Genomic DNA, 25,619 nt, shown 5'->3' with positions numbered 1-25,619 from the left:
CGTCGCCCGTGAGATCTACCACCTCATCACCAGGCCCCATAGCGCCACAGCCGCCGCCACGACAGCTGCTTGACAATCCATAGGGGCATCAAGCTGGACTGCGTGTGGCTGGGTAAGGTCGCCGAACGCGGGATGTGCCGCCCTAGTCTGGTGCACCCGCCCGAGATCCGGCAGCTGCGGGACCTGACCCGCTATCGGCGAGCGCTGGTGCAAGACCAAGCGCGGGAGCGGCAGCGGGTGGAGAAACTGCTGGAGGACGCCCAGATCAAGATCTCCTCGGTGCTGTCGGACATCTTCGGGGTCTCGGGCCGGGCCATGATGGAGGCGCTGATCGGCGGCGAGCGCGACGCGCGGGTGATGGCTGACCTGGCCGAACGGCGTGCCCGGCACAAGCTCGCCGAGCTGGAGCGGGCGCTGGAGGGATTCTTCACCCCCCATCACGCCCGGCTCCTGCGGATGATGCTCGACAACATCGACCGGATGCAGGCGCAGATCGCGGTGCTGGACACCTCGATCGAGGAGGCGGTCGCCCCTTTCGTCCATCAGGTGGCCCAGCTGTGTGAGGTCACCGGCATCGACACCACCACCGCAGCCGAGCTCATCGGGGAAATCGGCATCGACATGAGCCGCTTTCCCACCTCGGCTCATCTGGTCTCCTGGGCCAAGTTCTGTCCCAAGACCCACGAGTCGGCGGGCAAGAAGAAGGCCAAGGGCCGCGGCCAGGGCAACCCGTGGCTCGGCGGCATCCTGGGACGCATCGTCTTCGGCTTCTCGCGCACCCAGACCTTCCTGGGCACCCGGCACCGCCGGCTGGCCCGCCGGATGGCTCCCCAGAAAGCCGTTGTCGCCTCCGGCAACGCCGTCCTCACCGTGATCTGGCACCTGCTGGCCGATCCTGATGCCCACTTCCGCGACCTCGGCCCCGACTACTACGACTCCCGCATCAACAAGGACCGCAAGGTCCGCAACCTGGCCCGGCACCTGCAGGCGCTCACCGGCCAGACCATCCTCGTGCGGGACGGGAAGGTGACAGTCGAACCAGAAGCCGCCTGACACCCCCTGCCCCTACACCGACCCCGACCAGGCACGACGGCCGGGGTCCGCTGCCGCCTGCCCACTGATCTTTATTTTCGGGTCAGAGGCAGTGCATGAGTATTGGCACGGCACACGCTCCCACGATGCCCCTGATCTGAGGCAGGGTGTCACAGAGCGCGTTCCAACCCTGGGTACGACCTCCTCATGGGGAACCTTCCGAAGTACTCACCGATGCTTGCGCGGCTCGGGCAGCTGCCACCGCCGGCTGAGGATGAGCTGTTCGGCTACGAGATGAAGTGGGACGGCGCACGGGCGCTCGGCTATGTGAACGACGCCGCGCTCCGGCTCGTCTCGCGCAACGGCCTCGACGTCACGGCCGCTTACCCGGAGCTCGGACCGCTCCCAGCCGCCGTACGCGGGAACATCGTGCTCGACGGGGAGATCGTCGCGCTCGACGAACGGGGCGTGCCGAGCTTCGCCGCCCTGCAACCGCGCATTCACCAGCGGGATCCGGACAGGGTCGCGGCCCTGGCACGCTCGACACCGGTCTCCTACCTGATCTTCGATGTCCTCCACGTGGACGACGCCTCCACCATCGACCTGCCGTACGTGGAGCGCAGAGACCTGCTCTTGAGGACCGTGGCGGCCGGGGAAAGGTGGAGCGTTCCGCCCCACAGCGTCGGCGACGGGGCCACGGCGTTCCGAAGCAGCCGCGAACGGCTCCTGGAAGGCGTGGTCGCCAAGCGGCTGGCCTCGGCCTACGAGCCGGGGCGGCGCAGCCGCGTCTGGGTGAAAATTAAGAACTTCCGCACCCAGGAGGTGATCATCGGCGGGTGGAAGCCGGGAGAGGGCAGGCGCGCCGACATGATCGGATCGCTGCTCCTCGGCGTGTACGACGACGCAGGACGGCTGGTCTACGTGGGGCACGTCGGCACCGGCTTCACGGACGAGACACTGCGGGATCTCACCGCCCGGCTGGCCCCACACGAGCGGCCGGACAGCCCGTTCGACGAGGTGCCGCGCCCGCACGCGCGCGGCGCGCACTGGGTCGATCCCGCCCTGGTGGGCGAGGTGCAGTACACGGAATGGACGGCAGACGGCCGTCTGCGGCATCCGAGCTGGCGCGGCCTGCGCCCGGACAAACGGCCGAACCAGGTGCGGAGGGAGGAGGGCTGACGGCGGCCTCGGCTGGCCCTCATCCGGAAGCGCTGGAGTCGCCGCGCCCGCTGGCGGACAGAGGCCGTCGCTGCGACCAGCGCACCAGCGCCAGTGCCGCGACCAGCATTAGGGCGCTCCCCGCGTAGACGACCAGCTCCATGAGCTGCTGGCGGCTCTCCGCCAGATTCCCCGGGATCGTCAGCCGGACGACCACCGACAGGATGTGGCGGATGATCGCGATGATGCCCACGATGATGAACGGTTCGAGCTGCAGGCTGCCGCCCGCGAGGTGGGTCTGCACCGTCACGAAGATCTCCAGCACAATCAGCACGAGGAGCAGCTCCTCAAGGATGACGAAGATCTTCTCAGCGCCGGACGCTCCTCCTCGGACGATCGTGAGGATCATCAGGGCCAGAATGCCGACACCCAGGGCCAGCAGCGCGAACGACACCAGGTAGAGGATCCCGTGCTCGGCGGCGGTCAGCATGGCGAGCAGCCGTCTGTTCTCCGACCTCTGGGCGACCTTGTGTACCGCGACGTCGGCCGGAGACGAAGGTCCGGGCGCGCCTGATGTGTCCGGTGGGTTGTTCATGGGCAGTACCTGTGATCGTGCTGTGTGTGCCGGCGGCCGTCGTACAGAGTGCCCATACCCCCGGTCCGGCACGCGCGAATCTCCCGGTCCGGTGCGGTGCCAGCCATCATCTGCCCAGCTCGGACACCCCGCTTGTGGAAGCTCCGCCGATGCCAGAGCTGGGCCTGATCCGTGTGCCGTCGGCGGGCTCGACGGGAACCGTCATCGAGATCACCGACCACTCAGGAAGGGCACGAATTTCCACACTGAGCGGTGCTACGGTGTCCATTGGACAGAGTGATAGAGAGCGACACCCCGCGGCACTGAGCCCTTTGGGCCGTAGGCTGCACCTACGACGTGCCCCCCGGTGAGGACGATAAGCCACAGCATGGCGCCGTGTCCCGCAGCCGCCGTCCCTGCCGCCCGAACCGGCCCTGCAGCCTCGTTCGCGATCCCATGCGCCACTTATCCCTTCACGCGCATTACCCACCCTCGACGGCATCATGCGCTCCGGTCGCGGGCACCCGCTCCGGCCCAGGCGGCGACTTCGGCGGAGTGGTCAGACGTTCTGTTGTTCTGCGAGTCGGTCGCGCTGACGCTGGCCGTAGGCCGCTTTGCGAACGGTCCCGTCGTCCTCGAGCCCGGAGCCGAAGGCGCCGCCCACCATCGCGCTGGAGGTCAGGAACCAGGCCAGCGCCAGGTAGTCGGTGACGCCCGATCGATGGTTCAGCGTCTCTGAGAGCGGGGCGGGGACCAGCACAAGCGCGCCGACCCCGGTGAGAACCACGAACAGCACCGCGTAAAGGCAGAGCACGCCCAGTGTGATGGTGATCAGGGTGACGGTGTTGTAGAGGTGGGCACGGGCCTTGGGCACCCTGCCGCCGGGACGCTCCCACAACTCGTGGTCGACGATGATCCATGCGGCGAGAGCGAGGATGGACAGCACCATGATCAGCGACTGCCGCCAGGTGTCCAGCGCGGTGGAGAGCTTCCAGGCGGTGTCGTTGATCACGCCGAACGCGGCGGTGGCGAACACGCCCGCCAGCGCCCGTGACAACGAGGTGAACAGCCGCCATGGGCGGTTGGCCCGCACCATGCCGGCGAGTAGGCGCACCCGCCCGCGCAGGCTGGGCATGACGTAGCGATCGGGGACGACCCGGCCGGGCTCGGTGTCTCGTTCCACCCTACGGCCGATCGCAGGGAGGCGGTCACGGCCGGTGGGCGGGAGGACTAGCAGGCCGACGACGTTAACCACGGCCTCCAAGGTCCGACCGACCAGGTGAAAGGTGCCGAGGGCGGGCAATGACAGCAGGGCGACGCGGTCGTCGGTGCTGACCTCCGCGCTCACCGCGTCCAGGCCCAGCCGGCGAGGGAGGTCGGTGAGGAATATCCCGACGTCCCAGCCGGACTCGGGCAGGTGCGGACGGACAGCGGTGAGCATGGCTGAGATGTCGACCTGCTCTTCCGCCGCCAGGGGAGCGGTGTACGCGCACACCTGCCAGTCGAAGCCCGGGCCGAGCCGCTCCCGCAACCGGCCGGGTAGGTCGCGCGCCACCCTCACAGCCAGCTCGGTGGGCAGGTCAGGATCGGCGACCAGGGCGATGCGCATGTCCAGGCCCTACCCCGAGCAGATCGCCCTGACCAGGAGTTACTGGCCCAGGCCGGTGACGAGATTGATGGCCACGGCCAGGATGCCGGTGCTGAAGAAGTAGGACAGCAGGGCGTGAGCGAGGGCGACCTTGCGGATATGCGTGCTGACCACACGGTTGTCGGTGACACCGAAGGTCACGCCGATCGTGAACGCGAGGTAGGCGAAGTCGCTGTACGCCGGCGGATCCTCCTGCCCGAAGTCGATGCCGCCGTCCTCGTCCACGTAGTAGAGCCTGGCGTACTTGAAGGCGAACACCGTGTTCACCAGGCCCCACGACACGACGACCGTCACCATGCTCAGGATGACCAGGGCCGTCGTCAGCGGGGTGTGACTGGCGGTGCGGACCAGGGCGAGCGCGACCGCCCCTAGGCTGGCGACCGCGCCGATCAGAACGCCGGTGTCGGTGGAGCGAGCGTCGCCCTCCTCCTTGGCCAGCCGCTTGGTGTCATGGTGATCCTTGGGCCAGCTGATCAGCCACACCCAGACAAGGCCCACCGTCGCGGCCACGCCCCAGCCGAGCAGCGGCGACAACTCCGGGACCCCCAGTCGCCAGGCACCGGCCGCCATGACGACCCCGGCCCCCAGAGACGTCAGCACGCGCCTCACCGACATGACGCGCTTCCCCGCGCGTCCCCTGGACCCAGACCTCACCGCTCCAACATCCCATCGAGCCCCCGCAGCCAAGGTACCCCGGCCGATGTAGTCGCCAATCGGAGTTCAGGCCGGCGATCAGGGCAGGATCGAGGCCAGGTCCTTCGGCAGGCCGGCCTTCACGTCCTCCCACTCACCGTCGGTAATGTGCCTCTTGAGTGCTTGCAAAACCTTCTTGACCAGGTCCTCCTCGCTCTCCTGGAGGTCGAAGGCCAGTTCGCCGCAGACGCGGTGGAGGAACTCCTCGCGATCGGCCTTGACCGGCACGGTGCTCGGCCGCCAGCCGTCGTAGTAGACCCCGCGGATCAGCAGCGGCAACTGGGCAGCGAGGTGGGCGCTCTCGTCCACGGTCAGCCGGTCGCGCAGGGCGTGCAGCACGGCGCGCAGGGCGGCGTAGGACTGGTTGCGGTGCTCGGGAGTCCAGCCGTGCGCCTCCTCGATCTCTCGCAGCACGCGGTTCGTTTTGTCGACCGTACGGTTGAACGGCGCATAACCGGTCTCCGCCATCTCCTTCACCCCTTCCTTACATCCTCGGGCAAGCCTCGGTTCAAGGCTCGGCGCGGCGGACGGGAAGTGACATCCCCCAACCGGGTAGTGGTCCCCGGCGGGTGTGAAAGATCTTGGCGGGCTTGGGATTCACCGTTCCCCGTCGTGGCAGGCGACCCATGGGGGGACAGCATGCGGGGACGCGATCTGGAGTGGCGTCACGTCGATGGCCTGCTGCGGGTGTTGCGGCGAGGTGCGGGCGGGACGCTGCTGGTGGACGGAGAACCCGGATCGGGGAAGAGCCGGCTGCTGGCCGAAGCCGTCGCCGAGGCGTCCGAACGCGGCATCGGGGTTGTCCACGGCAGGGTGGAGGAGCTGGGCGAGGTCGCCCCGTGCGGCATGTTGCTGGAGGCCCTCGATCTGCGCTCTGAGCCGGAAGCGGGCGACGCCGCCGCCCGTTTCGGTCCGCCGGTCCTGGCGCGGCTGCGGGCAGGGTTCGAGCAGCTGGCCACGTCACCGGTGCTGGCCGCGCTCGACGACCTGCAACGGGCGGACCCGGTGACGCTGAGGACGTTGCACAGCCTGCACGACCGGCTGGCCAACTGGCCCATCGGCTGGATGATGAGCCGCTCGACAGTGCTGGACGGGGGCCAGGCCGTGTCGCTGTTCGACATCCTGGAGCGGGAGGGGGCCGACAGGGTGACGCTCGCGCCGCTGTCACCGGACGCGGTCGCGGCGCTGACGCAGGACACGCTCGGGCGGTCGCCGGACCTGGCGACGCGGGCGCTGGTGGCGGCCGCCGGAGGCAATCCGCTGCTGATCACCGAGCTGTTCGCGGGGCTGCGCGAGGAAGGGCTGTTGGGGGACGCGGCGCGGGCCCGCGTGCCCGACCGGCTGCGGATGGTGGTGCGGCGCTGGATCGACACGCTGAGCGCGGAGGCCAGGAGCCTGATGGAGACGATCGCAGTGCTGGGCCGTTCGTTGTCGCTGGAGCACGCCGCGTCGCTGCTGGACACCACGCCCGCCGCGCTGCTCCCGATGACGGAGGAGGCCACGGCCGCGGGCATCCTCCTCGTGACCGAGCACGGCCTCACCTTCCGTCACGAACTCGTCGGGGACGTCGTCGCCGCGGGCATCCCCTCATCGGTGCGGCAGACCCTGCTCGACCAGTCCGGCGTTCTCATGGGCTCTGAGCGGCCGGGGTCGGCCGGCCTGCTGACCGGCCCGGCCTCCTCCGACATAGAGGCGGCGGTCGCCAGTGGCCGGCTGGACGAGGCCGAGCAGATGGTGCGTGGCCGCCTCGCCGAGCACGGCTCCGTGTACGGGGTGGCCGAACTGCGCTGCCTGCTCGCGGACACCATGTACCTGACGGGCCGGGGTGAGGAGGCGATCCGCGAGACCGAGACGGTGCTGGCGGTGCCGGGCCTCCCTCGCCCCGTACGCGAGCGGGCGACTCTCGTGCATCTGTACGCCACGGTGCGCCTGCGGGAGGACGCCGGCTCGCGGTCGTTCGCGCAGGAGGTCATCGACGGAACGGATCGATACGGTCCCGCAGCCAGGACCGCCGCGCTGGTCGCCCTGGCCACCGCCGAGCGGCACGAGGGCAGGCTCACGGCCGCGCTGGCCCTGGCGGAGAGCGCCGGACGGCTGGCCGCCGCCGACGCGCCCGAGGACCGCCGCTACGAGGCCTGCCTGGCCACCGTCGCCGTGCTCGTCGACATCCACCGGCTGGACGAGGCACGGACGATGCTCTGCCAGGCACGCAAGGACATGTTCGGCCACGGTCATCTGGCCTGGGCGGCGGACGCCTCGGCGCTGGAGGCCCGCCTGGAGCTGCTCGCGGGCCGTTTCGATGAAGCGGTCACCCAGGCGAACAGGGCCCTGGACCTGGCCGGTGCGCTCATCACGCCGCTGTCGGCTGCGGCGGCCCGCGCCGTGCTCGCCGCAGTCGCGCTGCGGCGCGGCGACCTGCAGGGGGTGGCGCATCACGTCGCGGAACAGCCCGGGGGCACGGCCGAGGCTCGCTTCCGGCGCGCCTTGCTGTCCGCGCAGCTCGCGGAGGCACGAGACGGGCCGCGCAGCGCTATGCCCCTGCTCGCAGAGCTGCCCCGCCCGCTGCTGCTCAGCATGGAGCCCGCCGCCGGCCCCTGGATGGTCCGGGTCGCCCTGGCCGCCGGCGACCGGGTGGCGGCCGAGCACGTGGTGGCCGCCGCCGAGGCCCTCGGCCGGGCCAACCATGAGTTTCCCACGCTTGCCGCCGCCGCGGCGCATGCCAGGGGCCTGCTCGACGGGGATCGCGACGCGCTGGCCCTGGCCGCCGGGCGGACCGAGGACGTGTGGGCGCGGGCCTCCGCCGAGGAGGATCTCGGCATGCTGCTCTCCACCGCCGGGCAGCGTGTGGCGGCGGCCGAGAGCCTGGACCGCGCCTTGGGCCTGTATCACGACATCGGCGCCCTGCGGGACTCCGCGCGCATCCGCCAGAGACTGCGCGGAATGGGAGTTCGCCACCGCCACTGGAGCTACGCCGAACGCCCGGTCTCCGGCTGGGACAGCCTGACCGAGACCGAGCACGCCATCTCGTTGCTTGCGGCGGACGGATGCACCAACCCGCAGATAGCCGAGCAGATGTTCATCAGTGTGCACACGGTCGCGTTCCACCTGAGGCACGTCTTCCGCAAGCTGAGCATCAGATCCCGGGTCGAGCTCGCGCGGCTCGCGGCGGAGCAGTCGAGGGACGCCTCGCCCGGCGGCGGCCGCGGCGCACGGGTCGCACGGAGCCGCGGCGATGACTACTCAGCTGGGGGATGTGCCCGCGAGACGCCTGGGCCAGGTTCGGACATGTAGGCCGTTACGTTTTTCGGCCTGTTCAGGAACCCATCCAGGAGGTTCAGATGGCGTTGCTCACAGTACGTCGCAGGGGCGGCGAGATGTTCCCCGCCCGCGAGATCGAAGACACCTACGACAGGCTGGGACAGCTCATGAACGCGGCTCTGGGCGAGGCTCTGGGCGCTCTTCCCGGCGATGGCGGCATGGGGGCTTGGATGCCCATGGCGGACGTGTCGGAGACTGAAGACTCCTACGTCGTGGAGATCGATGTCCCCGGAGCGCGCAAGGACCAGATCGACGTCCAGCTGTCCGAGCGTGAGCTGATCGTCACCGGGCAGATCGAGGAGCAGGAGCGTCAGCGCCGGCACCGCAAGATGCGCAGGACCGGCCAGTTCGAGCTGCGCACGACGCTCCCGGGAGACGTCGACGCCGACCGCGTGGAGGCTCACCTGTCCGACGGTGTGCTGACCATCACCGTGCCCAAGGCGGAGGCCGCCAAGCCCAAGCACATCGAGGTTTCCGCCTGAGGCGGGGAGAGGAGGAGTCGTGCCCGTCGCATCGTCAGGCCCCGCCACCACCAACCGGGAACCGATCGGGAGCTACCGCAGCTACGAGGAGGCGCAGAAAGTCGTCGACTACCTGGCCGACCATGGATTCCCCGTGCAGGGGACATTGATCGTCGGCGCCGGGCTGCGCTCGGTGGAGCGAGTTCTCGCGCGGATGACCCTTCTGCGCGCGGCCGGATGGGGCGCGGCCGCCGGAGCCTGGTTCGGGCTGCTCATCGGTCTGTTCTTGGCGATTTTCTCGGTCACGGCTGGGGCAGTGTTGCCTCTGGTGCTCTGGGGGCTGGTGTGGGGCGTGGTGGCGGGAGCGATCTTCGGGCTGGTGTCGCACGCTCTCCAGGGCGGCCGTCGGGACTTCGTCTCCGAGAGCACCCTCGTGGCCGACAAGTACGAGGTTCTCGTCGATTCGGAACACGCGGGCAGGGCCCATGAGCTGCTCCGGGCGATGAGTGGATAGCAGTACGAGGGAGCGAGTAATGGCGAAAGCAGTCGGCATCGATCTCGGCACCACGAACTCGGTGATCGCCGCCACGGTGGATGGCCATCCCACGGTGTTGCCCAACGCGGAGGGCTCGCGGACGACGCCGTCCGTGGTGGCCTTCACCGATCAGGGCGAACGGCTGGTAGGCCAGATGGCCCGCCGCCAGGCCATACTGAACCCGAAGGGAACGATCTATTCCTCGAAACGATTCATCGGCCGCCGCTTCGACGAGGTCAAGAGCGAGATCCACGCGGTCTCCTTCGACGTGGTCGAGGGACCCCAGGGCGCCGTGCGCTTCCAGGTCGGCGATAAGCAGTATGCGCCGGAGGAGGTCTCCGGCCTCGTCCTGCGGAAGCTGGCCGCCGATGCGGCGAAATACCTCGGTGAGAAGGTGACCGAGGCGGTCATCACCGTTCCGGCGTACTTCAATGACGCCCAGCGCCAGGCGACCAAGGACGCGGGGCGGATCGCGGGGCTCGAGGTCCTGCGGATCATCAACGAGCCGACGGCGGCGGCGCTCGCCTACGGGCTGGACAAGAAGACGAACGAGACCGTGCTGGTGTTCGACCTGGGCGGCGGCACCTTCGACGTCAGCATCCTGGATATCGGCGAAGGCGTGGTCGAGGTCCGCGCCACCTCCGGCGACGGCCACCTCGGCGGCGACGACTTCGACCGCAGGATCGTCGACCACCTGGCCGACGAGTTCCAGCGGGACCAGGGCATCGACCTGCGCAACGACCCGCAGGCCCTGCAGCGACTCTTCGAGGCGGCCGAGAAGGCCAAGGTGGAGCTCTCGGAGGTCACCCAGACCACGATCAGCCTGCCGTTCATCACGGCGGACGCCTCGGGGCCGAAGCACCTCAACACCACGCTCATGCGCTCCACGTTCGAGCAGATCACCGCCGACCTGGTCGAGCGTTGCATCGCCCCCGTCAAGCAGGCGATGGAGGACGCGAAGCTCAGGCCCGTGGACGTCGACGAAGTGATCCTCGTCGGCGGGGCGACCCGGATGCCCGCCGTGCAGAATCTCGTGCGCCGGCTCACCGAGGGCAAGGAGCCCAACATGACGGTGAACCCGGACGAGGTCGTCGCGATCGGCGCGGCTGTCCAGGCGGGGATCATCAAGGGCGAGGTGCAGGACGTCGTCCTGCTCGACGTCACGCCTCTGTCGCTGGGCGTCGAGACGCTCGGCGGGCTCATGACCAAGGTGATCGAGCGCAACACGACCATCCCCGCGCGCCGTACCGAGGTCTTCAGCACGGCTGAGGACAACCAGAACGCCGTCGACATCGTCGTCCTGCAGGGCGAGCGTGAGCGCGCCGCCGACAATCGGGTGCTCGGGCGCTTCCGGCTGGAGAACATCCGGCCCGCGCCGCGGGGGGTGCCGCAGATCGAGGTCACCTTCGACATCGACGCCAACGGCATACTCAACGTCTCGGCACGGGACAAGGACACCGGCGCCGAGCAGCGGATCACCATCAGCGAGAGCTCCAACCTGGACAAGTCGGAGATCGAGCGGATGGTCGCCGATGCCGAGCGGCACCGTGCGGAGGACGCCAGACTCCGCGAGACCATAGACGCGCGCAACGAGCTGGACTCGGTCGCGTACCAGGTGGAGCGCCGGCTGGAGGAGCTGGGCGACGCGGTTCCCGTGCACGAGAAGGCGAGGGCCGGGCAGCTCGTGGAGGAGGCGCGGCAGGCGATCAAGGAAGAGGCGCCGATCGACCGGCTGCGCACACTCAGCGGCGAGCTGCAGCAGGTCTATCACAGCCTCGGAGCCGCCGCGGGCGGCGGGCCCAGCGTGCCGCCGCAGGGCAGGACGGAAGGTGTTCCTGGCGGTGAGGAGGACGTGATCGACGCCGAGTTCACGACGTCGGAGCCCGAGTGACATGAACGAGGACACACCCCAGGCCCAGGCCGGAGCGCAGGGCGAGGAAGCCATCTCGCCTGCGGAGACCGACGCGAAGCTCGCGGAGCTGGAGGACCGCTGGCTGCGTGCCGTCGCCGACCTGGACAACCTGCGCAAGCGCATCGCCCGCGACGCCGAGCGGATCAGGGCGGAGGAACGGGCGAGGGTGGCGGCCGAGTGGCTGCCCATCCTGGACAACCTGGAGCTCGCGCTGAGCCACACAGGCGACGGCGGCGCGGACGCGGTACTCGACGGGATACGGGCCGTGCGTGACCAGGCTGTCGCCCTCCTGGCCAAGCTCGGCTACCCCCGCCATGACGAGGTGGACGTACCCTTCGATCCCGCCCGCCACGAGGCGGTAGCCACCGTCGAGCGGGCCGATGCCGACCCGGGCACTGTGGTGGAGGTGCTCCGTCCCGGCTACGGAGACGCCGAGCGGCAGCTCAGGCCCGCGATCGTGGCCGTCGCGAAGAAGGTGGAGTGATGGCCCCACGGCGCGACTACTACGAGGTGCTCGGCGTGGGCAGGAACGCCGACGCCGACGAGATCCAGCGGGCCTACCGCAAGCTCGTGCGCGCCTATCACCCTGATGTCAACAAGGATCCCGGCGCCGAGGACAAGTTCAAGGAGATCTCGGAGGCGTACTCCGTGCTCTCCGATCCCGAGACGCGCCGCCGCTACGACGCGTTCGGGCACGATTTCCGCCAGGTGCCGCCCGATGTGGACCCCGCCGAGTGGGCCCGCGCCCGTGCGGGCGCCGGCGCGCGGGCCGGCGCGGGCGGCCAGTGGCGCCAGGCCCGGCCCGGGGACTTCGGCTTCGGCGAGGGAGTCGACCTGGAGGACCTGCTCGGCGGCATGTTCGGCGGCCGGGGCAGACGGCACTGGGGCCCCGTGCCCGGTGCCGACCAGGAGGCGGAGCTGACGCTTTCCGTCGAGGAGGCCTACCACGGCGGGCGGCGCACCATCACGCTACCTGGAGGGAGGCGACTGGAGGTCAACATCCCACCCGGGGTCACCAACGGCCAGCGGATCAGGCTGGCCGGCCAGGGCGGGCATGGAAGCGACGGAGCGCCGGCCGGCGACCTTCTCCTGATCACGCGGATCGCCCCCCATCCCCGCTACCGCGTGGAGGGCCGCGACATCCACGCCTCGCTGCCTCTCGCTCCGTGGGAGGCGGCGCTGGGCGCCACGGTCGCGGTGGACACCCCGGGCGGCGAGGCGAAGGTGAAGGTGCCGCCGGGCACGTCCTCGGGCCGCCGCCTGCGGTTGAAGGGCCGCGGTATGCCAAATCCGCGCGGAGCACCCGGCGACTTCTTCGCCGAGGTCCGGATCATGGTGCCGGCCAGGCTCACGGACGAGGAGCGGCGCCTGTTCGAGCAGCTCGCCGCCGTCTCTCACTTCGACCCGAGGGGGCGTTCATGACGTACGCGATCGTCCGCCCGATCCGACTCGACCTGGACTCCTACGCGCGGGCCACGGGCCTGCACCCGCAGGCCGTGCGCCGGCTGGTGACGCTCGGCCTGCTGGAGCCGACCAGGAACGCCAGGGGGGAGTTGTGCTTCGCCCCCTCCCAGGTGGCAACCGCGGCCCGGATCCAGCGGCTGCACGAGGGACTGTCCATCAACTACGCCGCGATCGGCGTGGTGATCGACCTCCTCGACCGGATCGAGGAGCTGGAGGCCGCTCTGCGCGGCCTCTCACGACGCTAGGGGGCTGGAGTGGACCCGAACAGGATGACGCAGAAGTCGCAGGAAGCCCTGCACGACGCCCAGACCAAGGCCCTGCGCTTCGGCCACACCGAGGTCGACGGCGAGCATCTCCTGATGGCCCTGCTCGACCAGCCAGAAGGTCTGGCACCCAGGCTGGTGGAGCAGGCCGGAGCCGATCCGCGGCGCCTGCACGCCGACCTGGAGGCCGAGTTGTCGCGGCGGCCCAAGGTCAGCGGGCCGGGCGCCGCGCCGGGCCAGGTGTTCGTCACCCAGCGCCTGTCGCGGCTGCTCGACGCCGCCGACCGGGAGGCGAGCCGGCTGAAGGACGAGTACATCTCTGTCGAGCACCTGCTGCTGGCCCTGATCGAGGAAGGACCCACGACCGCGTCCGGTCGGCTGCTGCACGAGCAGGGGCTGACCAGGGACCGGTTCCTGGAGGCGCTCACCTCCGTACGCGGTCACCAGCGCGTCACCTCGGCCATGCCCGAGGTCGCGTACGAGGCGCTGGAGAAATACGGACGCGACCTGGTCGCCGACGCTCGGGCGGACAAGCTCGACCCGGTGATCGGCCGCGACACGGAGATCCGGCGGGTGATCCAGATCCTCTCCCGCAAGACCAAGAACAACCCGGTGCTGATCGGCGACCCCGGCGTCGGCAAGACGGCCGTCGTCGAAGGGCTCGCCCAGCGCATCGCCAACGGCGACGTCCCCGAGGGGCTGCACGACAAGACCGTCTTCAACCTGGACATGGGCGCGCTCGTGGCGGGCGCCAAGTACCGCGGGGAGTTCGAGGAACGCCTCAAGGCCGTGCTGAACGAGGTGAAGGCGGCGGAGGGCCGAATCCTGCTGTTCGTGGACGAGATGCACACGGTGGTGGGAGCCGGGGCGACCGAGGGAGCCATGGACGCGGGCAACATGCTCAAGCCGATGCTGGCCCGCGGCGAACTGCACATGATCGGCGCGACCACGGTCGAGGAATATCGCCTGCACATCGAGAAGGACGCCGCCCTGGAGCGCAGGTTCCAGCCGGTGCTGATCGACGAGCCCTCGGTCGAGGACACCATCTCGATCCTGCGCGGCCTGCGCGAGCGGCTGGAGGTCTTCCACGGCGTGAAGATCCAGGACAGCGCTCTCGTCGCCGCGGTGACGCTGAGCCACCGCTACATCTCCGACCGGTTCCTGCCCGACAAGGCGATCGACCTGGTCGACGAGGCGTGCGCGATGATCAGGACCGAGATCGACTCCATGCCGGCCGAGCTGGACGCCCTGACCAGGCGGGTGCGGCGGCTGGAGATCGAGGAGGCCGCCCTGGAGAAGGAGGAGGACCCGGCCAGCCGGGCCAGGCTCGCCGAGTTGCGCACGGAGCTCTCCGCCCTGCGTTCCGAGGCCGACGCGATGCGGGCGCAGTGGGAGGCCGAGCGCTCGGCCCTGCGCAAGGTCCAGAGCCTGCGGCAGGAGATCGAGCACGTACGGCGGGAGGCCGAGCAGGCCGAACGCGACTACGACCTCAACCGTGCCGCCGAGCTTCGCCACGGCAAGCTCCCTGGGCTGGAGCGCCGGCTGCGCGCCGAGGAGGAGCGGCTGAGCAGCCGGCAGCACGGGCAGCGGCTGCTGCGCGAGGTGGTGACCGAGAACGAGATCGCGGACATCGTCTCGCGCTGGACCGGTATTCCCGTGTCCCGGCTGCAGGAGGCCGAGCGGGACAAGCTGCTCAAGCTCGACCAGATCCTGCACGAGCGGGTCGTCGGGCAGGTGGAGGCCGTGCGACTGGTGGCCGACGCCATCATCCGCGCCCGCTCCGGCATCAAGGATCCCCGTCGCCCCATCGGGTCGTTCCTCTTCCTCGGGCCGACCGGGGTCGGCAAGACCGAGCTGGCCAGGTCACTCGCGGCGGCCCTGTTCGACACCGAGGACAACATGGTCCGCATCGACATGAGCGAATACCAGGAACGCCACACGGTCAGCCGCCTCGTCGGCGCCCCTCCCGGCTACGTCGGCTACGAGGAGGGCGGGCAGCTCACGGAGGCGGTGCGGCGCAAACCGTACTCGGTGGTGTTGTTCGACGAGATCGAGAAGGCCCACGCGGACGTCTTCAACACGCTGCTGCAGGTCCTCGACGACGGCCGGCTGACCGACGCGCAGGGCCGCACGGTCAACTTCCGCAACACCGTGATCATTATGACCTCGAACATCGGCTCGCACCACCTGCTCGACGGGATCACCCCCGACGGCGAGATCAAGCCCGAGGCCCACGACGGGGTGATGGCGGAACTGCGCCGGCACTTCCGCCCCGAGTTCCTCAACAGGATCGACGACGTCGTGCTGTTCAAGCCGCTGACCGAGGCGGAGATCGAGCGGATCGTCGAGCTGATGTTCAACGACATCAGGCAGCGCCTGGCCGAGCGGCGGCTCACGCTGGAGGTCACCGAGGACGCGCGCAAGCTCATCGCCAACCAGGGGTACGACCCCGTCTACGGCGCCAGGCCGCTTCGCCGCTTCATCGCCCGCGAGGTCGAGACCAGGATCGGCCGCGCCCTGCTGGCCGGCGACGTCCCCGACGGCTCGACCATCACGGTCGGCGCCGACAAGGGGGAACTCAACGTCACCTTCCACCCGCCGAGGAGCTGACATGCACACCGTCGTGACCTGCGTGAACTGCGGGAGGCAGAACAGGGTTCCGGCCGCGGCCGAGGGCCGGCCCCGCTGCGGGAACTGTCACCAGCCGCTGCCGTGGATCGCCGACGCCGGCGACGACACCTTCGCGGAGGTCGCGGAACGGGTGCACCTCCCCGTCCTCGTCGACTTCTGGGCGCAGTGGTGCGCGCCGTGCCGGGCGGTCACGCCCGCCCTCGAACAACTCGCCCACGAGATGGCCGGACGGGTGAAGCTCGTCAAGGTCGATGTGGACCGGGCCCCGGCCCTCTCGCAGCGGTTCACGATCACGGCCGTGCCGACGCTCATGATGCTCAACGAAGGCCGCGTCGTGGCACAACGCGCGGGCGGGGCCCCGCCGGCCCAGCTCCGCGAATGGGTCGAGGGGACGTTGAGGACACCGTCATGATGGAGTCGGCGGCCTCCCTGTCCGAGACACCGGACCTGCATGGGGCCTATCCCCGTCTGGACGAGCGGCGCGTCGCCGAGCTGTCGAAATGCGGCGAGCGCAGAACCGTGTCGCCCGGCGACGTGCTCTACCGGGAGGGTGAGCCGGCCCCGGAGTTCATCGTGATCCTGCGGGGCAAGGTGGCCACGGTCGAGGGGTACGGCGGCGAGGAGGAGCGGACGATCGCCGTCCACGGCCCCGGACGCTTTCTCGGCGAGCTCGGCCTCCTCACCGGCCAGGCCGGGTTCCTGACCGCCGTCGTGCGGGAGCCCGGCGAGATCCTGGCTGTTCCGGCCGACCAGGTGCGCACGATGGTGGCCGGTGACCCGGCGTTCGGAGACCTCGTCCTGCGGGCCTACCTGACCCGCCGCACCATGCTGATCGGGATGGACGCCGGGTTCCGCATCATCGGCTCCCGCTATTCTCCCGACGCCCGCCGGTTGCGCGAGTTCGCCGCCCGCAACAGGCTCCCGCACCGATGGATCGACCTGGAGGAGGATGAGGAGACGGATGCGCTCCTCCACCACCTCGGCATCTCCCCGCAGGAGACCCCGGTCGTGATCTGGCGCGGAGACCAGGTGCTGCGCAACCCGTCCGTCGCCACGCTGGCGAAGACCATCGGCCTGCCGGCGCCCCGGCCGGCCGACGGCGTGTGCGACCTGATCGTCGTGGGCGCGGGCCCCGCCGGCCTGGCCGCGAGCGTGTACGGGGCCTCGGAGGGCCTGACCACGGTCGTGCTCGACGCGGTCGCCGCGGGCGGCCAGGCGAGCACCTCCTCCCGTATCGACAACTACCTCGGCTTCCCGTCGGGCATCTCGGGCGCCGAGCTCGCCGAGCGGGCCGTCATCCAGGCGGCCAAGTTCGGGGCCCGGCTGACCGTACCGGCCGAGGCGAGCGGGCTGGAGGCCGACGACGGCCACTACAGCGTGCTCGTCGAGGGCGGGCCGGCCGTGCGGGGCCACGCCGTGCTCATCGCCACCGGCGCCCGCTACCGCAAACTCGACGTTCCCGACCTGGAGAAGTACGAAGGCTGCGGCGTCTACTACGCGGCGACGCCGTTCGAGCTGCGCATGTGCCGGCAGGCGCCGGTAGTCATCGTCGGCGGCGGCAACTCCGCGGGCCAGGCGGCACTGTACCTGGCCAGGAATGCCTCGTCGGTGCGCATGCTCGTCCGCGGCGGCGACCTCAGCGAGAGCATGTCCCGCTACCTCGCCGACGCGATCGGCCGGACGCCCGGCATCGAGATCATGTTCCATACCGAGGTGCGCGAACTCCTCGGCGACAGCTCCCTGCGGGCCGTCCGCGCCCAGAACAACCAGACGGGGCAGTTCATCGAGATCGAGACCAACGCGATGTTCGTGTTCATCGGCGCGGATCCGCACACCGGCTGGCTGGCGGGCGCCGTCGCGCTGGACGACCGGGGCTTCGTCATCACGGGAAACGGCTCGTCGCACTGGGAGGCCCTTCCCCTGGAGGCCGGGCGGCCGGGCGTGTTCGCCGTAGGGGACGTTCGCAGCGGGTCGGTCAAACGCGTCGCGTCCGCGGTGGGGGAGGGTGCGATGGCCGTACGCCTGCTGCACGAAAGGTTCACCATGACAGGGCATCGACAGCAAGGACGGTGATCCAGATGCCAGTGATCGCGGTTTCCAGGTTCGAGCACTTCTTCCGTGCCGCCGCAGGACTAGACGTGGACAAGTCTGACCTCAAGCGATACAGCGACTTCATCAACCGGAAGTTGTACGACATGCTCGTCGTCGCCGAGGCCGCCGCGAAGTCGAACCGGCGCGACATCATCCAGCCCTGGGACCTGCCCATCACCAAAGGACTGCAGGAGAGCATGCACGACTTCCGGGACCTGGACGAGGAACTGGACCTGGCATCGATCCTGGCGGACCTCGCGGCGCTGCCTCCGCTGGATCTGTCGCTCAGCGAAGAAGCCGAGGCCCGGCTACCGGCCGTGGCGGGTGGGCTCTCCGTGGCGCTCGCCAGGGCGATCAGAGCCATAGAGCCTGACCGCAAGAACCCGGCGAGCAAGGAGTGGACACGCACAATCCGTGTCTTCGACCTACTGCTATGACGGGATTCGGCGCGTTGCTGGTGCCTCTGCTCGCCACGCGATCGGAAGGTGGCTGCTCGGGCACAGGCAGGCCTGGCCCACCCCACGGGGACGATGAGCTCGAACGTGACGAAGTAGTTGTGTTCGAGAAAGGAGGATGCCATGCGTCACAACGGCTTGCGTACCGCGGTGCTGCTCGGCGCCCTGTCCGCTCTGATCATCCTGGTGGGGTGGTGGCTCGGTGGCAGCACCGGAATCCAGATCGCCGTCCTGGTCGCGCTCATCAGCAACGGCGTCGCCTACTTCTTCTCCGACAAGATCGCGCTGTCGGCGATGCATGCCCAGCCTGTCGACCCCGGTGACTGGCCCGCGCTGCACCAGATGGTCCGCGAACTGTCGGAGGAGGCGCACCAGCCCATGCCCCGGCTGTACGTTTCGCCGGTTCTGCAGCCGAACGCGTTCGCCACTGGGCGCAATCCGCGTCATGCCGCGGTCTGTGTGACCCATGGGATCACCCAGTTGCTGAACGAACGCGAGCTGCGCGCGGTCCTCGGGCACGAACTGTCGCACGTCTACAACCGCGACATTCTGATCTCCTCCGTGGCGGGGGCCCTGGCCACGATGGTCACCTACCTGGCCTACCTGGCCGGGTTCTTCGGCGGGGGAGACGATGACGAGGGTCCAGGCTTCCTCGGGACCCTCCTGATGATGGTTCTCGGGCCGGTGGCGGCCGCGATGATCCAGATGGCCATCTCCCGGGCGCGGGAGTATCAGGCCGACGAGTCCGGCGCCCGGCTGACCCGTGACCCGATCGGCCTGGCCAGTGCGCTACGGAAGATCGATGCCGGCACTCGGCAACTGCCGTTGCCGGAGACCGGCCGGCTCTCCTCAACCTCGCACCTCATGATCGCCAACCCGTTCCGTGGCGGGGGCATCGGGAGGCTCTTCTCCACCCACCCACCGATCGCCGACCGGATCGCACGGCTGGAGGCCATGGCCGGTTACCGCCGCTGATCGGGGCTCGGGGCCGGCGGGTAATTCCTCAGTGTGAGGGCAAGGCCAGCGACAGCGAGCGTGCGCTGGACTCATACGTCGAGGGGAGGAGATGGTCATGAGACAAAGAATTCGCGTTGTGGTCGTGGGGGCGGGTTTCGCCGGGCTGGCCGCAGTGCGAACGCTGGCCAAGGCGGGCGCGCTGGTCACGCTGATCGACCACAACCCGTACTCGACCTTCCAACCCCCCTGCTCTACCAGGTGGCTACGGCCGGGATGAGCATGTCCGACGTGTCATACCCCATCAGGACCTACGCCGCTAAGTAGGGTGCTGCCCGAGAAGCGGCGCGTGGAACTGGATGGCGGAAGCACGTTGGACGACGACGCGGGAGCGTTGCGGCAGCGGCTCCAGCACAGTCTGGAGGACGAGGCGGCGGCCCGGCGCGACAGCGTCCACGTCGTGGTGGTGGGCGGGGTTCGACCGGGGTCGAGATTGCCGGGACGCTGGCCGAGCTGCGGCGGCGCACGCTGCCGCTGACGCATCCCGAGATTCGTCCCGACCAGACGAGCGTGACGCTCGTGGAACGCTTCGACTTCGTGCTGGCGCCGTACAAGCCGCGGCTGCGAAATGCGGCGGCGGCCGCGCTGCGTAAGCGAAGGGTGCGGTTGCGGCTGGGCGCCACAGTGGCGTCGGTGGAATTGAATGCGGTGGGGATCGTCAACGGGACGCACGTGCCGAGCGACGTGACCGTGTGGGCGTTCGGCGTGACTGCGCCCGCCTACGTGGCGGAATGGGGGCTGCCGCAGACCAAGGGTGGCAGGATCAGGGTTACCGAGGCTTTGCCCCTGCCGAAGCATCCGGAGATCTTCGTGGCCGGCGACCTGGCTGGGCCGCCCAAGCCGCTGCCGCAGCTCGCTCAGCCGACGATCCAGATGGGAGAGCACGTGGGCAAGCAGATCCTGGCGGCGGCTCAGGGACAGCCGCCGCGACCGTTCGCGTACTGGGATCCGGGAATCATGGCGACCGTCGGCCGGGCCGAAGCCGTATTGCAGCTGTCCAACGGATTGACCATGCGTGGGTGGCCGGCGTGGCTGATATGGATCTTCATCCATGTGGCGTACCTGCTGGGCGGGCGCAACCGGAGCACCGTGCTGGTCAACTTCTTCTGGCGGTACGCCGGGCCGCGCAACGCCGCCACCAGCGTCAGCCAGTGAACGCCGCCGACAAGGCGGCCAGGCCACCAGCTTGGAGACCGTCGCGCCACAGCGGAAGCAGGGCCAGGCGGGCGTGTTCGGCCAGGGCGATAGAGCACCCAGTCAAAGTGTTGTCGGCAGGACCGGGCGGCCCGTCACACCGGGGTCGGCGGCGAAGAGGGAACCCGCCTCCGGCTGCTCGGCGCGGTCCACGTCCCGCGCGGAGGTGGTGATGAACAGGCGGTCCAGATTCTCGCCGCCGAAGGCTACCGCGGTGACCTTGCGCACCGGCAGGCCGACGACCGCGTCGAGGCGGCCGCCGACATCGTAGCGGTGGACAGCTGCTCCCTGCCACAGCGCCACCCACACCCCGCCCTCGTCGTCGACTGTCAGCCCGTCCGGAGCCCCAACCTCCGGGTCGATGAACACGAATGGGCGGCGCCCGCTGAGCCCGCCCTCCGGATCGTAGTCGAATACGTCCACGCGCCCGGTCGCGGTGTCGGTGTAGTAGGCGAGGGAGCCGTCCGGGCTGAAGTCGAAGCCGTTGGAGATCGTCACCTCGGGCAGGACCACCCGCAGCGTCCCATCAGGTTCGGCCACGTAGAACGAGCCGCGTCCGGGACTCTCGTCGTAGGCCATGGTGCCAATGTAGAAGCGGCCGTCGGGATCGCAACCGCCGTCGTTCATCCGGATCGCGGGGTCGGTCCACGCCCCGCCGAGCGAGTGCAGCGGGGCGTCCAGGTCATCGGAGTCGGCCAGCAGCAGCTCGCGTTCGGCCGCGACCACGTAGCCGCCCGACACGCGCGGCCGTACGACGGCGGCGACCTTTGCCACATGGCGGCGGCGTACGTTGCCGTCGGGGTCCAGCATCAGGACGTCGCCGGCCAGCATGTCGACCCACCGCAGCCCGCCCCACCGGCCAAACCAGACGGGCCCTTCCCCATGCTCGGCGACGGGGTCGGTCACGGGGTACGAGGCGATGGTCATGCCGATCTCCTTGACAAGTCTCACGGGACACGTGCCGCTCATGCTGCCAGAACTGTCGTAGCAGACCACGAACCTCGCCAAGCGGTGTCGCGGCAGCTCAGCCTCGTTCACCTATGCCATCGCGAAGTCCACCATGGAGATCGACGACCTGCCCTGTGCATCTGCCAGATGGGTAAGGGGCGCGGTTGGATGCGGGATGGCGGCGCTTACCGGATGGACGCTGAGAGGGCCTCATGCCGGTCAGCGACGTCGGCGCTCGATCCACCGCCGTGTCCTCGAAGGGCCTGCTTAGGGCAAAATGCTGCTCGAGAACGGAGCGCCCGCTATCCAACGCGGGCAGCCTCACGGTAGGAGGTGAAAGACGACCGGAAGCCGCCAGGCGGGGCACCACGTCTGGGGGTGCGGTGATGGCATTTTCCGCCGCGAGGCGATGGCTGGACAGGTGGGGTGACCGAGTCCCCGGCTCGGGTCAATGGCGGCGGCGTGGGCTACGCCGCTGGGTGCGGCGTGAGAGGCAGTTGCTGATCCCGACGGTGACGGTCACCGTCGGGTGCCTGGTGGCTTGGTGGATCTCCACCGAACTGATCGGCTCACCTCAGCCGGTGCTCGCTCCCACCGGCGTGCTGCTTTCGGTGACGGCGACCGCCTACAGCACCGTGGTCCAGGCCATCCAGCAGACCATCGCGGTGCTGGTCGGACTGGCGGCTGCAATCGGCTTCGTGCAGGTGTTCGGCACCAACGCCGCCACCATGGCCGTCCTGGTCACGGTCGCGCTGGTGGTCAGCAGAACCGTCGGCATACCGTGGCAGAATACACAGGCGCCCATCACCGCCCTACTCGTGTTCGCCCTGGGCCGCGAGTACGGCATTGAGCGGCTGCTCGACATCGTCATCGGCGCGCTCGTCGGAGCCACGCTCATACTGATGATCCCGCCCCGTCACGTGGGCCGGGCCGCTAAGGACCTGGCCGACCTGGCCGATGATCTCGCCGACCTTTGCTCCGAGCTGGCCGAAGGCGTCAGGCAATCTTGGACCGCGCAGCAGGCGCAGAAATGGCTGGCCCGCGCCAGACGCATGTCTGTCAGGCTGCGTTCGGCCCACGAGAGCGCTGAACGAGCCGCTGAGTCCCTGCGTTTCACCCTGCGTCGAGCGCGAACCCGCCAGCGCCTGCGCCGCATCATGCAGGCTGTCCTATGCCTGGAGCACGCCTGCCTTCAACTGCGCGGCGTCGCCCGTGCCCTCGCCGACCTGGCTGCCGGGGTTCGCGGCCTCCCAGGACAGCGCGAGACCAGCAGCTTTCCCCGGGTCTTCGCCGACCTGCTGGATGCGATCGGGAAAACTTACGCCTGTTTCGAGCGGCTGCTGGTCGCCCCTGGCAGCGGCGAGGACCTGATCCGCCTGCGCGCCGCCGTAGCGGAAGGCGAGCGCCTCGAACGCGCTGCCCGCAAGCAGATGGCAGAGGTCGATCCGCATTCACCCCTCTGGACGTTGTACGGTGCGCTGCTCGACGACTGCGTCCAACTGCGGCATGAGGTCGATCCCGACGACGGGCCACATCGCGAGGCCATCCCTCCACGCGCCCGTGACCAAGCAGCCCGGCTCTCGTCACGTCGGCGACACTGACCTTCCGCCGTCCAGCAGGTTCACCGGGGGTGTTGTCGCTGCTGGCGGCACTGATGGTGCAGATGGCGCCCGGCACGTTCGCGTGCCGGGCAGCGTCCAGAAGGCAGGGAAACAGGCGCTCGGCTGCTCCTCGCCAGCCATCGTCTACGAGGATGGAACGCGCCTCGACGTAAGGCGGCAGGCAGAGTGGATCACCGCGTGCGCCAAAGCGCGCTCGGAACGTCCCACTTGTCACGCCAGGAATGAGGTCCCCAGTCGTCACACCTAGGCCTCGTGGTGCCCGCGTCGGCGGGGCAGCACGGCCGGGTCAGCCCATTTCCTCCAGCTTGCGGCCCTTGGTCTCCCTGATCCATCTGGCGACGAAGATGAACGACAGCAGCGCCATGACGGCGTACCCGCCGTAGGTGATCGGCAGATTCCACGCGGCGAGCGCCGGGAACGAGACCGAGATCAGCCAGTTGGCCAGCCACTGGGCCGCGGCGGCGACGCCCAGGGCGGCGGCGCGGATGCGATTGGGGAACATCTCGCCGAGCAGCACCCAGACCACCACGCCCCACGATAGTGCGAAGAACAGCACGAACGCGTTGGCGGCGACGAGCGCGATCGGTCCCTGCGGGTCCGGGAGCGTGACCCTGCCGTCGGTCACCCTGGCCGCGCTGAACGCCCACGCGGTGGTGGCCAGCGCGATCGTCATTCCCGCCGAGCCGATCATGAGCAGTGGCTTGCGGCCGATCTTGTCCACCAGCGCCATCGCGATCAGCGTGCCGATGATGTTGATGATCGAGGTGGAGAAGCTGATCAGCAGGGAGTCGCTCTGGTTGATGCCGACCGACTGCCACAACACGGACGAGTAGTAGAAGATCACGTTGATGCCGACGAACTGCTGGAAGGCCGACAGAGTGATGCCGATCCAGACGATCGGCAACAGCCCGAGCGCCGGGCCGCGCAGGTCCTTCATCCCCGGCACGCGTTCGGTGCGCACCACGTGCTGGATCTCCGCGATGCGCTCGTCGAGGTCCACGTCTTCACCCTCGATCTCAGTCAGCACCTCGCGCACCTGCCGAGTGCGGCCCGACATGATCAGATAACGCGGCGATTCGGGGAGTTTCAGTGCGAGCAGCAGATACAGCAAGGCTGGGATCGCGCAGGCACCCAGCATCCACTGCCAGGCCTGCAGCGGCCCCACGTAGTTGCTGACGTTGCCGCCGGCGACGCTGGCGATCACATAGTTGACGAGCTGCGAGACGGCGATGCCGAGCACGATGGCCAACTGCTGGAACGAGCCCAGCCGGCCGCGGTAGGCGGGCGGTGCCACCTCGGCGATGTAGGCAGGCGCGAGCATCGACGCCATGCCGATTGCGAAGCCCGCGATCACCCGCCAGAAGCCGAGATCCCAGACCGTGAACGGCAGCATCTGCCCGATCGAGCTGATCATGAACAGCAGCGCTGCCACCTGCATGGACCTCGTACGGCCCAGCCGGTCGGCCAGCCTTCCGCCCGTCCAGGCGCCCGCGGCCGAGCCCAGCAGCGCGATCGCCACCACGACCCCGGTCTCGACCGGACCCACCCGGAAGCGGTTCTGGATACCGACGACCGCGCCGTTGACGACGGCGCTGTCGTACCCGAACAGAAATCCGCCGGCGGCCGCGGCAGCCGCGATGAACACGACATGTCCCAGGCGCTCTTGACGGACTCGATTAGTGATCATGAAAGTTCCCCTTGACGGGGCCTACCCAAAGGTCACCCTCAGTAGCCGACTTGGAAAGTTCCGCTATGTGGTGAGGTCGATGACGACCTTGACGTCGTCCCCAGGCTCGAGAGCCTCCAGTGCGTGGTCCAGCGGCACCCGCCGGATGATCATCCGTTCGAGCCACCCCCGATCGGCCTTGGCCAAGGCGGTGGCCGCGGCCCTGAAATGGCGTAGGTTCGCGTTCACGGTGCCGAAGACCACGTCGTTCTCCAGCACGATCTCCCGGTTGATCATCCCGGGGTCCACCCGATGCTCGCGCCCCCCGGGCGCGAGCCCGCACAAGCACAGAGTGCCCGCCGCCGCAGTCATCGTCATGGCTTCGATGACGAGCCTCCCCGCACCGGTGCACTCGATGATGATGTCGGGCTTGTGCTGGTGGAAATCCACTAGGGACGTGCCCGAGTGGTAGGTGCCGCCCAGGTCGGAGACCAGTCTCGACTTGAGCCCTCCATCAGGAGCCCGGTCGAGCACGTGCAGTTCGAGCCCCCGCTGTCGCCCCATGAGCGCGGCCAGCAGCCCGATCGGCCCCGCTCCCGTCACCAGCAGCGTGTGCGGCTCGAACCAGGCCCGCGCACCTATCCGGTCGATCTGCTCCCACGCCTTGGCGACCGCTGACATGGGCTCGGTCGGCATGCCGACGCTCTCCAGCGACGGATCCAGGCGTACGGCGTACCCGGCCTCGACCGTCCAGCGCTCGCTTCCGTACCCGTCGAGCTCCTTGATGCCGCGCTCGGTGTAGCGGCCGTTTCGGCACATATCGAACTCGCCGTGCAGACATGCCCCGCACGGCACCGGATCGGGGCGGCGTACGACACCCGCCACCAGGTCGCCAGGCGAGAATGCGGAGCCCGCCGGTGCCTCCAGCACCCGGCCCAGC

25 protein-coding genes are annotated in these 25,619 nt (G+C 69.3%); 18 read left to right on the top strand and 7 right to left on the bottom strand.

Annotation, left to right across the window (positions count from 1 at the left end):
• Positions 1 to 69 precede the first annotated feature (69 nt).
• Together ACIBI9_RS59585 and ligD are read left to right on the top strand one after the other, a co-directional pair.
• Positions 70 to 1,053, top strand: a complete 984-nt coding sequence (locus tag ACIBI9_RS59585) for an IS110 family transposase (RefSeq protein ID WP_397236652.1) — start codon at positions 70 to 72, stop codon at positions 1,051 to 1,053.
• Between the two features lie 186 nt (positions 1,054 to 1,239).
• Complete coding sequence (gene ligD, locus ACIBI9_RS59580; protein ID WP_397236650.1) at positions 1,240 to 2,211, top strand: non-homologous end-joining DNA ligase; 972 nt, start codon at positions 1,240 to 1,242, stop codon at positions 2,209 to 2,211.
• Positions 2,212 to 2,230: 19 nt separating this feature from the next.
• Here ligD and ACIBI9_RS59575 read toward each other — a convergent pair whose 3' ends face one another.
• From ACIBI9_RS59575 to ACIBI9_RS59560, 4 genes are all read right to left on the bottom strand, one after another.
• The gene (locus ACIBI9_RS59575; protein WP_397236648.1) at positions 2,231 to 2,785 is read right to left on the bottom strand and encodes a phosphate-starvation-inducible PsiE family protein; all 555 of its coding nucleotides are present in this window, start codon (positions 2,783 to 2,785) and stop codon (positions 2,231 to 2,233) included.
• A 538-nt stretch (positions 2,786 to 3,323) separates the two neighbouring features.
• Positions 3,324 to 4,373, bottom strand: a complete 1,050-nt coding sequence (locus tag ACIBI9_RS59570) for a hypothetical protein (RefSeq protein ID WP_397236646.1) — start codon at positions 4,371 to 4,373, stop codon at positions 3,324 to 3,326.
• 39 nt (positions 4,374 to 4,412) lie between these two features.
• Positions 4,413 to 5,012, bottom strand: a complete 600-nt coding sequence (locus ACIBI9_RS59565; RefSeq protein WP_355208266.1) for a DUF1345 domain-containing protein — start codon at positions 5,010 to 5,012, stop codon at positions 4,413 to 4,415.
• Positions 5,013 to 5,144: 132 nt separating this feature from the next.
• A complete protein-coding gene (locus tag ACIBI9_RS59560; protein ID WP_397236658.1) occupies positions 5,145 to 5,573 on the bottom strand; it encodes a DUF2267 domain-containing protein in 429 nt (142 codons plus the stop codon).
• Between the two features lie 171 nt (positions 5,574 to 5,744).
• Here ACIBI9_RS59560 and ACIBI9_RS59555 point away from each other — a divergent pair, with 171 nt between their 5' ends.
• From ACIBI9_RS59555 to ACIBI9_RS59485, 15 genes are all read left to right on the top strand, one after another.
• Positions 5,745 to 8,396: an AAA family ATPase gene (locus ACIBI9_RS59555; RefSeq protein WP_397236644.1), complete on the top strand. Its 2,652-nt coding sequence runs from the start codon at positions 5,745 to 5,747 to the stop codon at positions 8,394 to 8,396.
• Between the two features lie 47 nt (positions 8,397 to 8,443).
• Positions 8,444 to 8,905 carry an Hsp20/alpha crystallin family protein gene (locus ACIBI9_RS59550; RefSeq protein ID WP_397236642.1) on the top strand — a complete coding sequence of 154 codons (462 nt, stop codon included), beginning with the start codon at positions 8,444 to 8,446 and terminating at the stop codon, positions 8,903 to 8,905.
• 19 nt (positions 8,906 to 8,924) lie between these two features.
• Positions 8,925 to 9,398 (top strand): general stress protein, encoded by a 474-nt coding sequence (locus ACIBI9_RS59545; RefSeq protein WP_397236640.1) that lies wholly within the window; start codon positions 8,925 to 8,927, stop codon positions 9,396 to 9,398.
• A gap of 19 nt (positions 9,399 to 9,417) precedes the next feature.
• The gene (gene dnaK / locus ACIBI9_RS59540; RefSeq protein ID WP_397236638.1) at positions 9,418 to 11,310 is read left to right on the top strand and encodes a molecular chaperone DnaK; all 1,893 of its coding nucleotides are present in this window, start codon (positions 9,418 to 9,420) and stop codon (positions 11,308 to 11,310) included.
• Position 11,311: 1 nt separating this feature from the next.
• Positions 11,312 to 11,815 carry a nucleotide exchange factor GrpE gene (locus ACIBI9_RS59535; protein WP_397236636.1) on the top strand — a complete coding sequence of 168 codons (504 nt, stop codon included), beginning with the start codon at positions 11,312 to 11,314 and terminating at the stop codon, positions 11,813 to 11,815.
• The gene (locus ACIBI9_RS59530) at positions 11,815 to 12,753 is read left to right on the top strand and encodes a DnaJ C-terminal domain-containing protein (RefSeq protein ID WP_397236634.1); all 939 of its coding nucleotides are present in this window, start codon (positions 11,815 to 11,817) and stop codon (positions 12,751 to 12,753) included. Before ACIBI9_RS59535 ends, ACIBI9_RS59530 begins: the two co-directional genes overlap by 1 nt.
• Positions 12,750 to 13,040, top strand: coding sequence for a chaperone modulator CbpM (locus ACIBI9_RS59525; protein ID WP_344985676.1), 291 nt, complete (start codon positions 12,750 to 12,752; stop codon positions 13,038 to 13,040). The genes ACIBI9_RS59530 and ACIBI9_RS59525 overlap by 4 nt, the downstream gene beginning before the upstream one ends.
• Positions 13,041 to 13,064: 24 nt before the next feature.
• Positions 13,065 to 15,668, top strand: a complete 2,604-nt coding sequence (gene clpB / locus ACIBI9_RS59520) for an ATP-dependent chaperone ClpB (protein WP_397236631.1) — start codon at positions 13,065 to 13,067, stop codon at positions 15,666 to 15,668.
• A gap of 1 nt (position 15,669) precedes the next feature.
• Positions 15,670 to 16,101, top strand: coding sequence for a thioredoxin (gene trxA, locus ACIBI9_RS59515; protein WP_192791799.1), 432 nt, complete (start codon positions 15,670 to 15,672; stop codon positions 16,099 to 16,101).
• Positions 16,098 to 17,762 (top strand): FAD-dependent oxidoreductase, encoded by a 1,665-nt coding sequence (locus ACIBI9_RS59510; RefSeq protein WP_397236629.1) that lies wholly within the window; start codon positions 16,098 to 16,100, stop codon positions 17,760 to 17,762. Before trxA ends, ACIBI9_RS59510 begins: the two co-directional genes overlap by 4 nt.
• A gap of 5 nt (positions 17,763 to 17,767) precedes the next feature.
• Positions 17,768 to 18,217, top strand: coding sequence for a DUF1931 family protein (locus ACIBI9_RS59505; RefSeq protein WP_397236627.1), 450 nt, complete (start codon positions 17,768 to 17,770; stop codon positions 18,215 to 18,217).
• Positions 18,218 to 18,358: 141 nt separating this feature from the next.
• Positions 18,359 to 19,210, top strand: a complete 852-nt coding sequence (gene htpX, locus ACIBI9_RS59500) for a zinc metalloprotease HtpX (RefSeq protein WP_397236625.1) — start codon at positions 18,359 to 18,361, stop codon at positions 19,208 to 19,210.
• Positions 19,211 to 19,307: 97 nt separating this feature from the next.
• On the top strand, positions 19,308 to 19,469 hold the full coding sequence (locus ACIBI9_RS59495) for an FAD-dependent oxidoreductase (protein ID WP_397236623.1): 162 nt from the start codon (positions 19,308 to 19,310) through the stop codon (positions 19,467 to 19,469).
• Positions 19,470 to 19,538: 69 nt separating this feature from the next.
• On the top strand, positions 19,539 to 19,727 hold the full coding sequence (locus ACIBI9_RS59490) for a hypothetical protein (protein ID WP_397236621.1): 189 nt from the start codon (positions 19,539 to 19,541) through the stop codon (positions 19,725 to 19,727).
• A complete protein-coding gene (locus ACIBI9_RS59485) occupies positions 19,682 to 20,404 on the top strand; it encodes an NAD(P)/FAD-dependent oxidoreductase (RefSeq protein ID WP_397236656.1) in 723 nt (240 codons plus the stop codon). Before ACIBI9_RS59490 ends, ACIBI9_RS59485 begins: the two co-directional genes overlap by 46 nt.
• Before the next feature lie 102 nt (positions 20,405 to 20,506).
• On the opposite strand, the gene ACIBI9_RS59480 is transcribed toward ACIBI9_RS59485, so the two are convergent.
• The gene (locus tag ACIBI9_RS59480; RefSeq protein WP_397236619.1) at positions 20,507 to 21,370 is read right to left on the bottom strand and encodes an SMP-30/gluconolactonase/LRE family protein; all 864 of its coding nucleotides are present in this window, start codon (positions 21,368 to 21,370) and stop codon (positions 20,507 to 20,509) included.
• A gap of 518 nt (positions 21,371 to 21,888) precedes the next feature.
• Between ACIBI9_RS59480 and ACIBI9_RS59475 the strand changes: the two genes are divergently transcribed.
• Positions 21,889 to 22,992, top strand: a complete 1,104-nt coding sequence (locus ACIBI9_RS59475; RefSeq protein ID WP_397236617.1) for an aromatic acid exporter family protein — start codon at positions 21,889 to 21,891, stop codon at positions 22,990 to 22,992.
• A 307-nt stretch (positions 22,993 to 23,299) separates the two neighbouring features.
• On the opposite strand, the gene ACIBI9_RS59470 is transcribed toward ACIBI9_RS59475, so the two are convergent.
• Together ACIBI9_RS59470 and ACIBI9_RS59465 are read right to left on the bottom strand one after the other, a co-directional pair.
• On the bottom strand, positions 23,300 to 24,700 hold the full coding sequence (locus ACIBI9_RS59470; RefSeq protein WP_397236615.1) for a sugar porter family MFS transporter: 1,401 nt from the start codon (positions 24,698 to 24,700) through the stop codon (positions 23,300 to 23,302).
• Between the two features lie 63 nt (positions 24,701 to 24,763).
• The gene (locus ACIBI9_RS59465) at positions 24,764 to 25,609 is read right to left on the bottom strand and encodes a theronine dehydrogenase (protein WP_397236613.1); all 846 of its coding nucleotides are present in this window, start codon (positions 25,607 to 25,609) and stop codon (positions 24,764 to 24,766) included.
• Between the last annotated feature and the right edge of the window lie 10 nt (positions 25,610 to 25,619).

It is taken from the genome of Nonomuraea sp. NPDC050451 (assembly GCF_044458585.1).
This window is presented reverse-complemented; position numbering and strand designations above follow the sequence as displayed.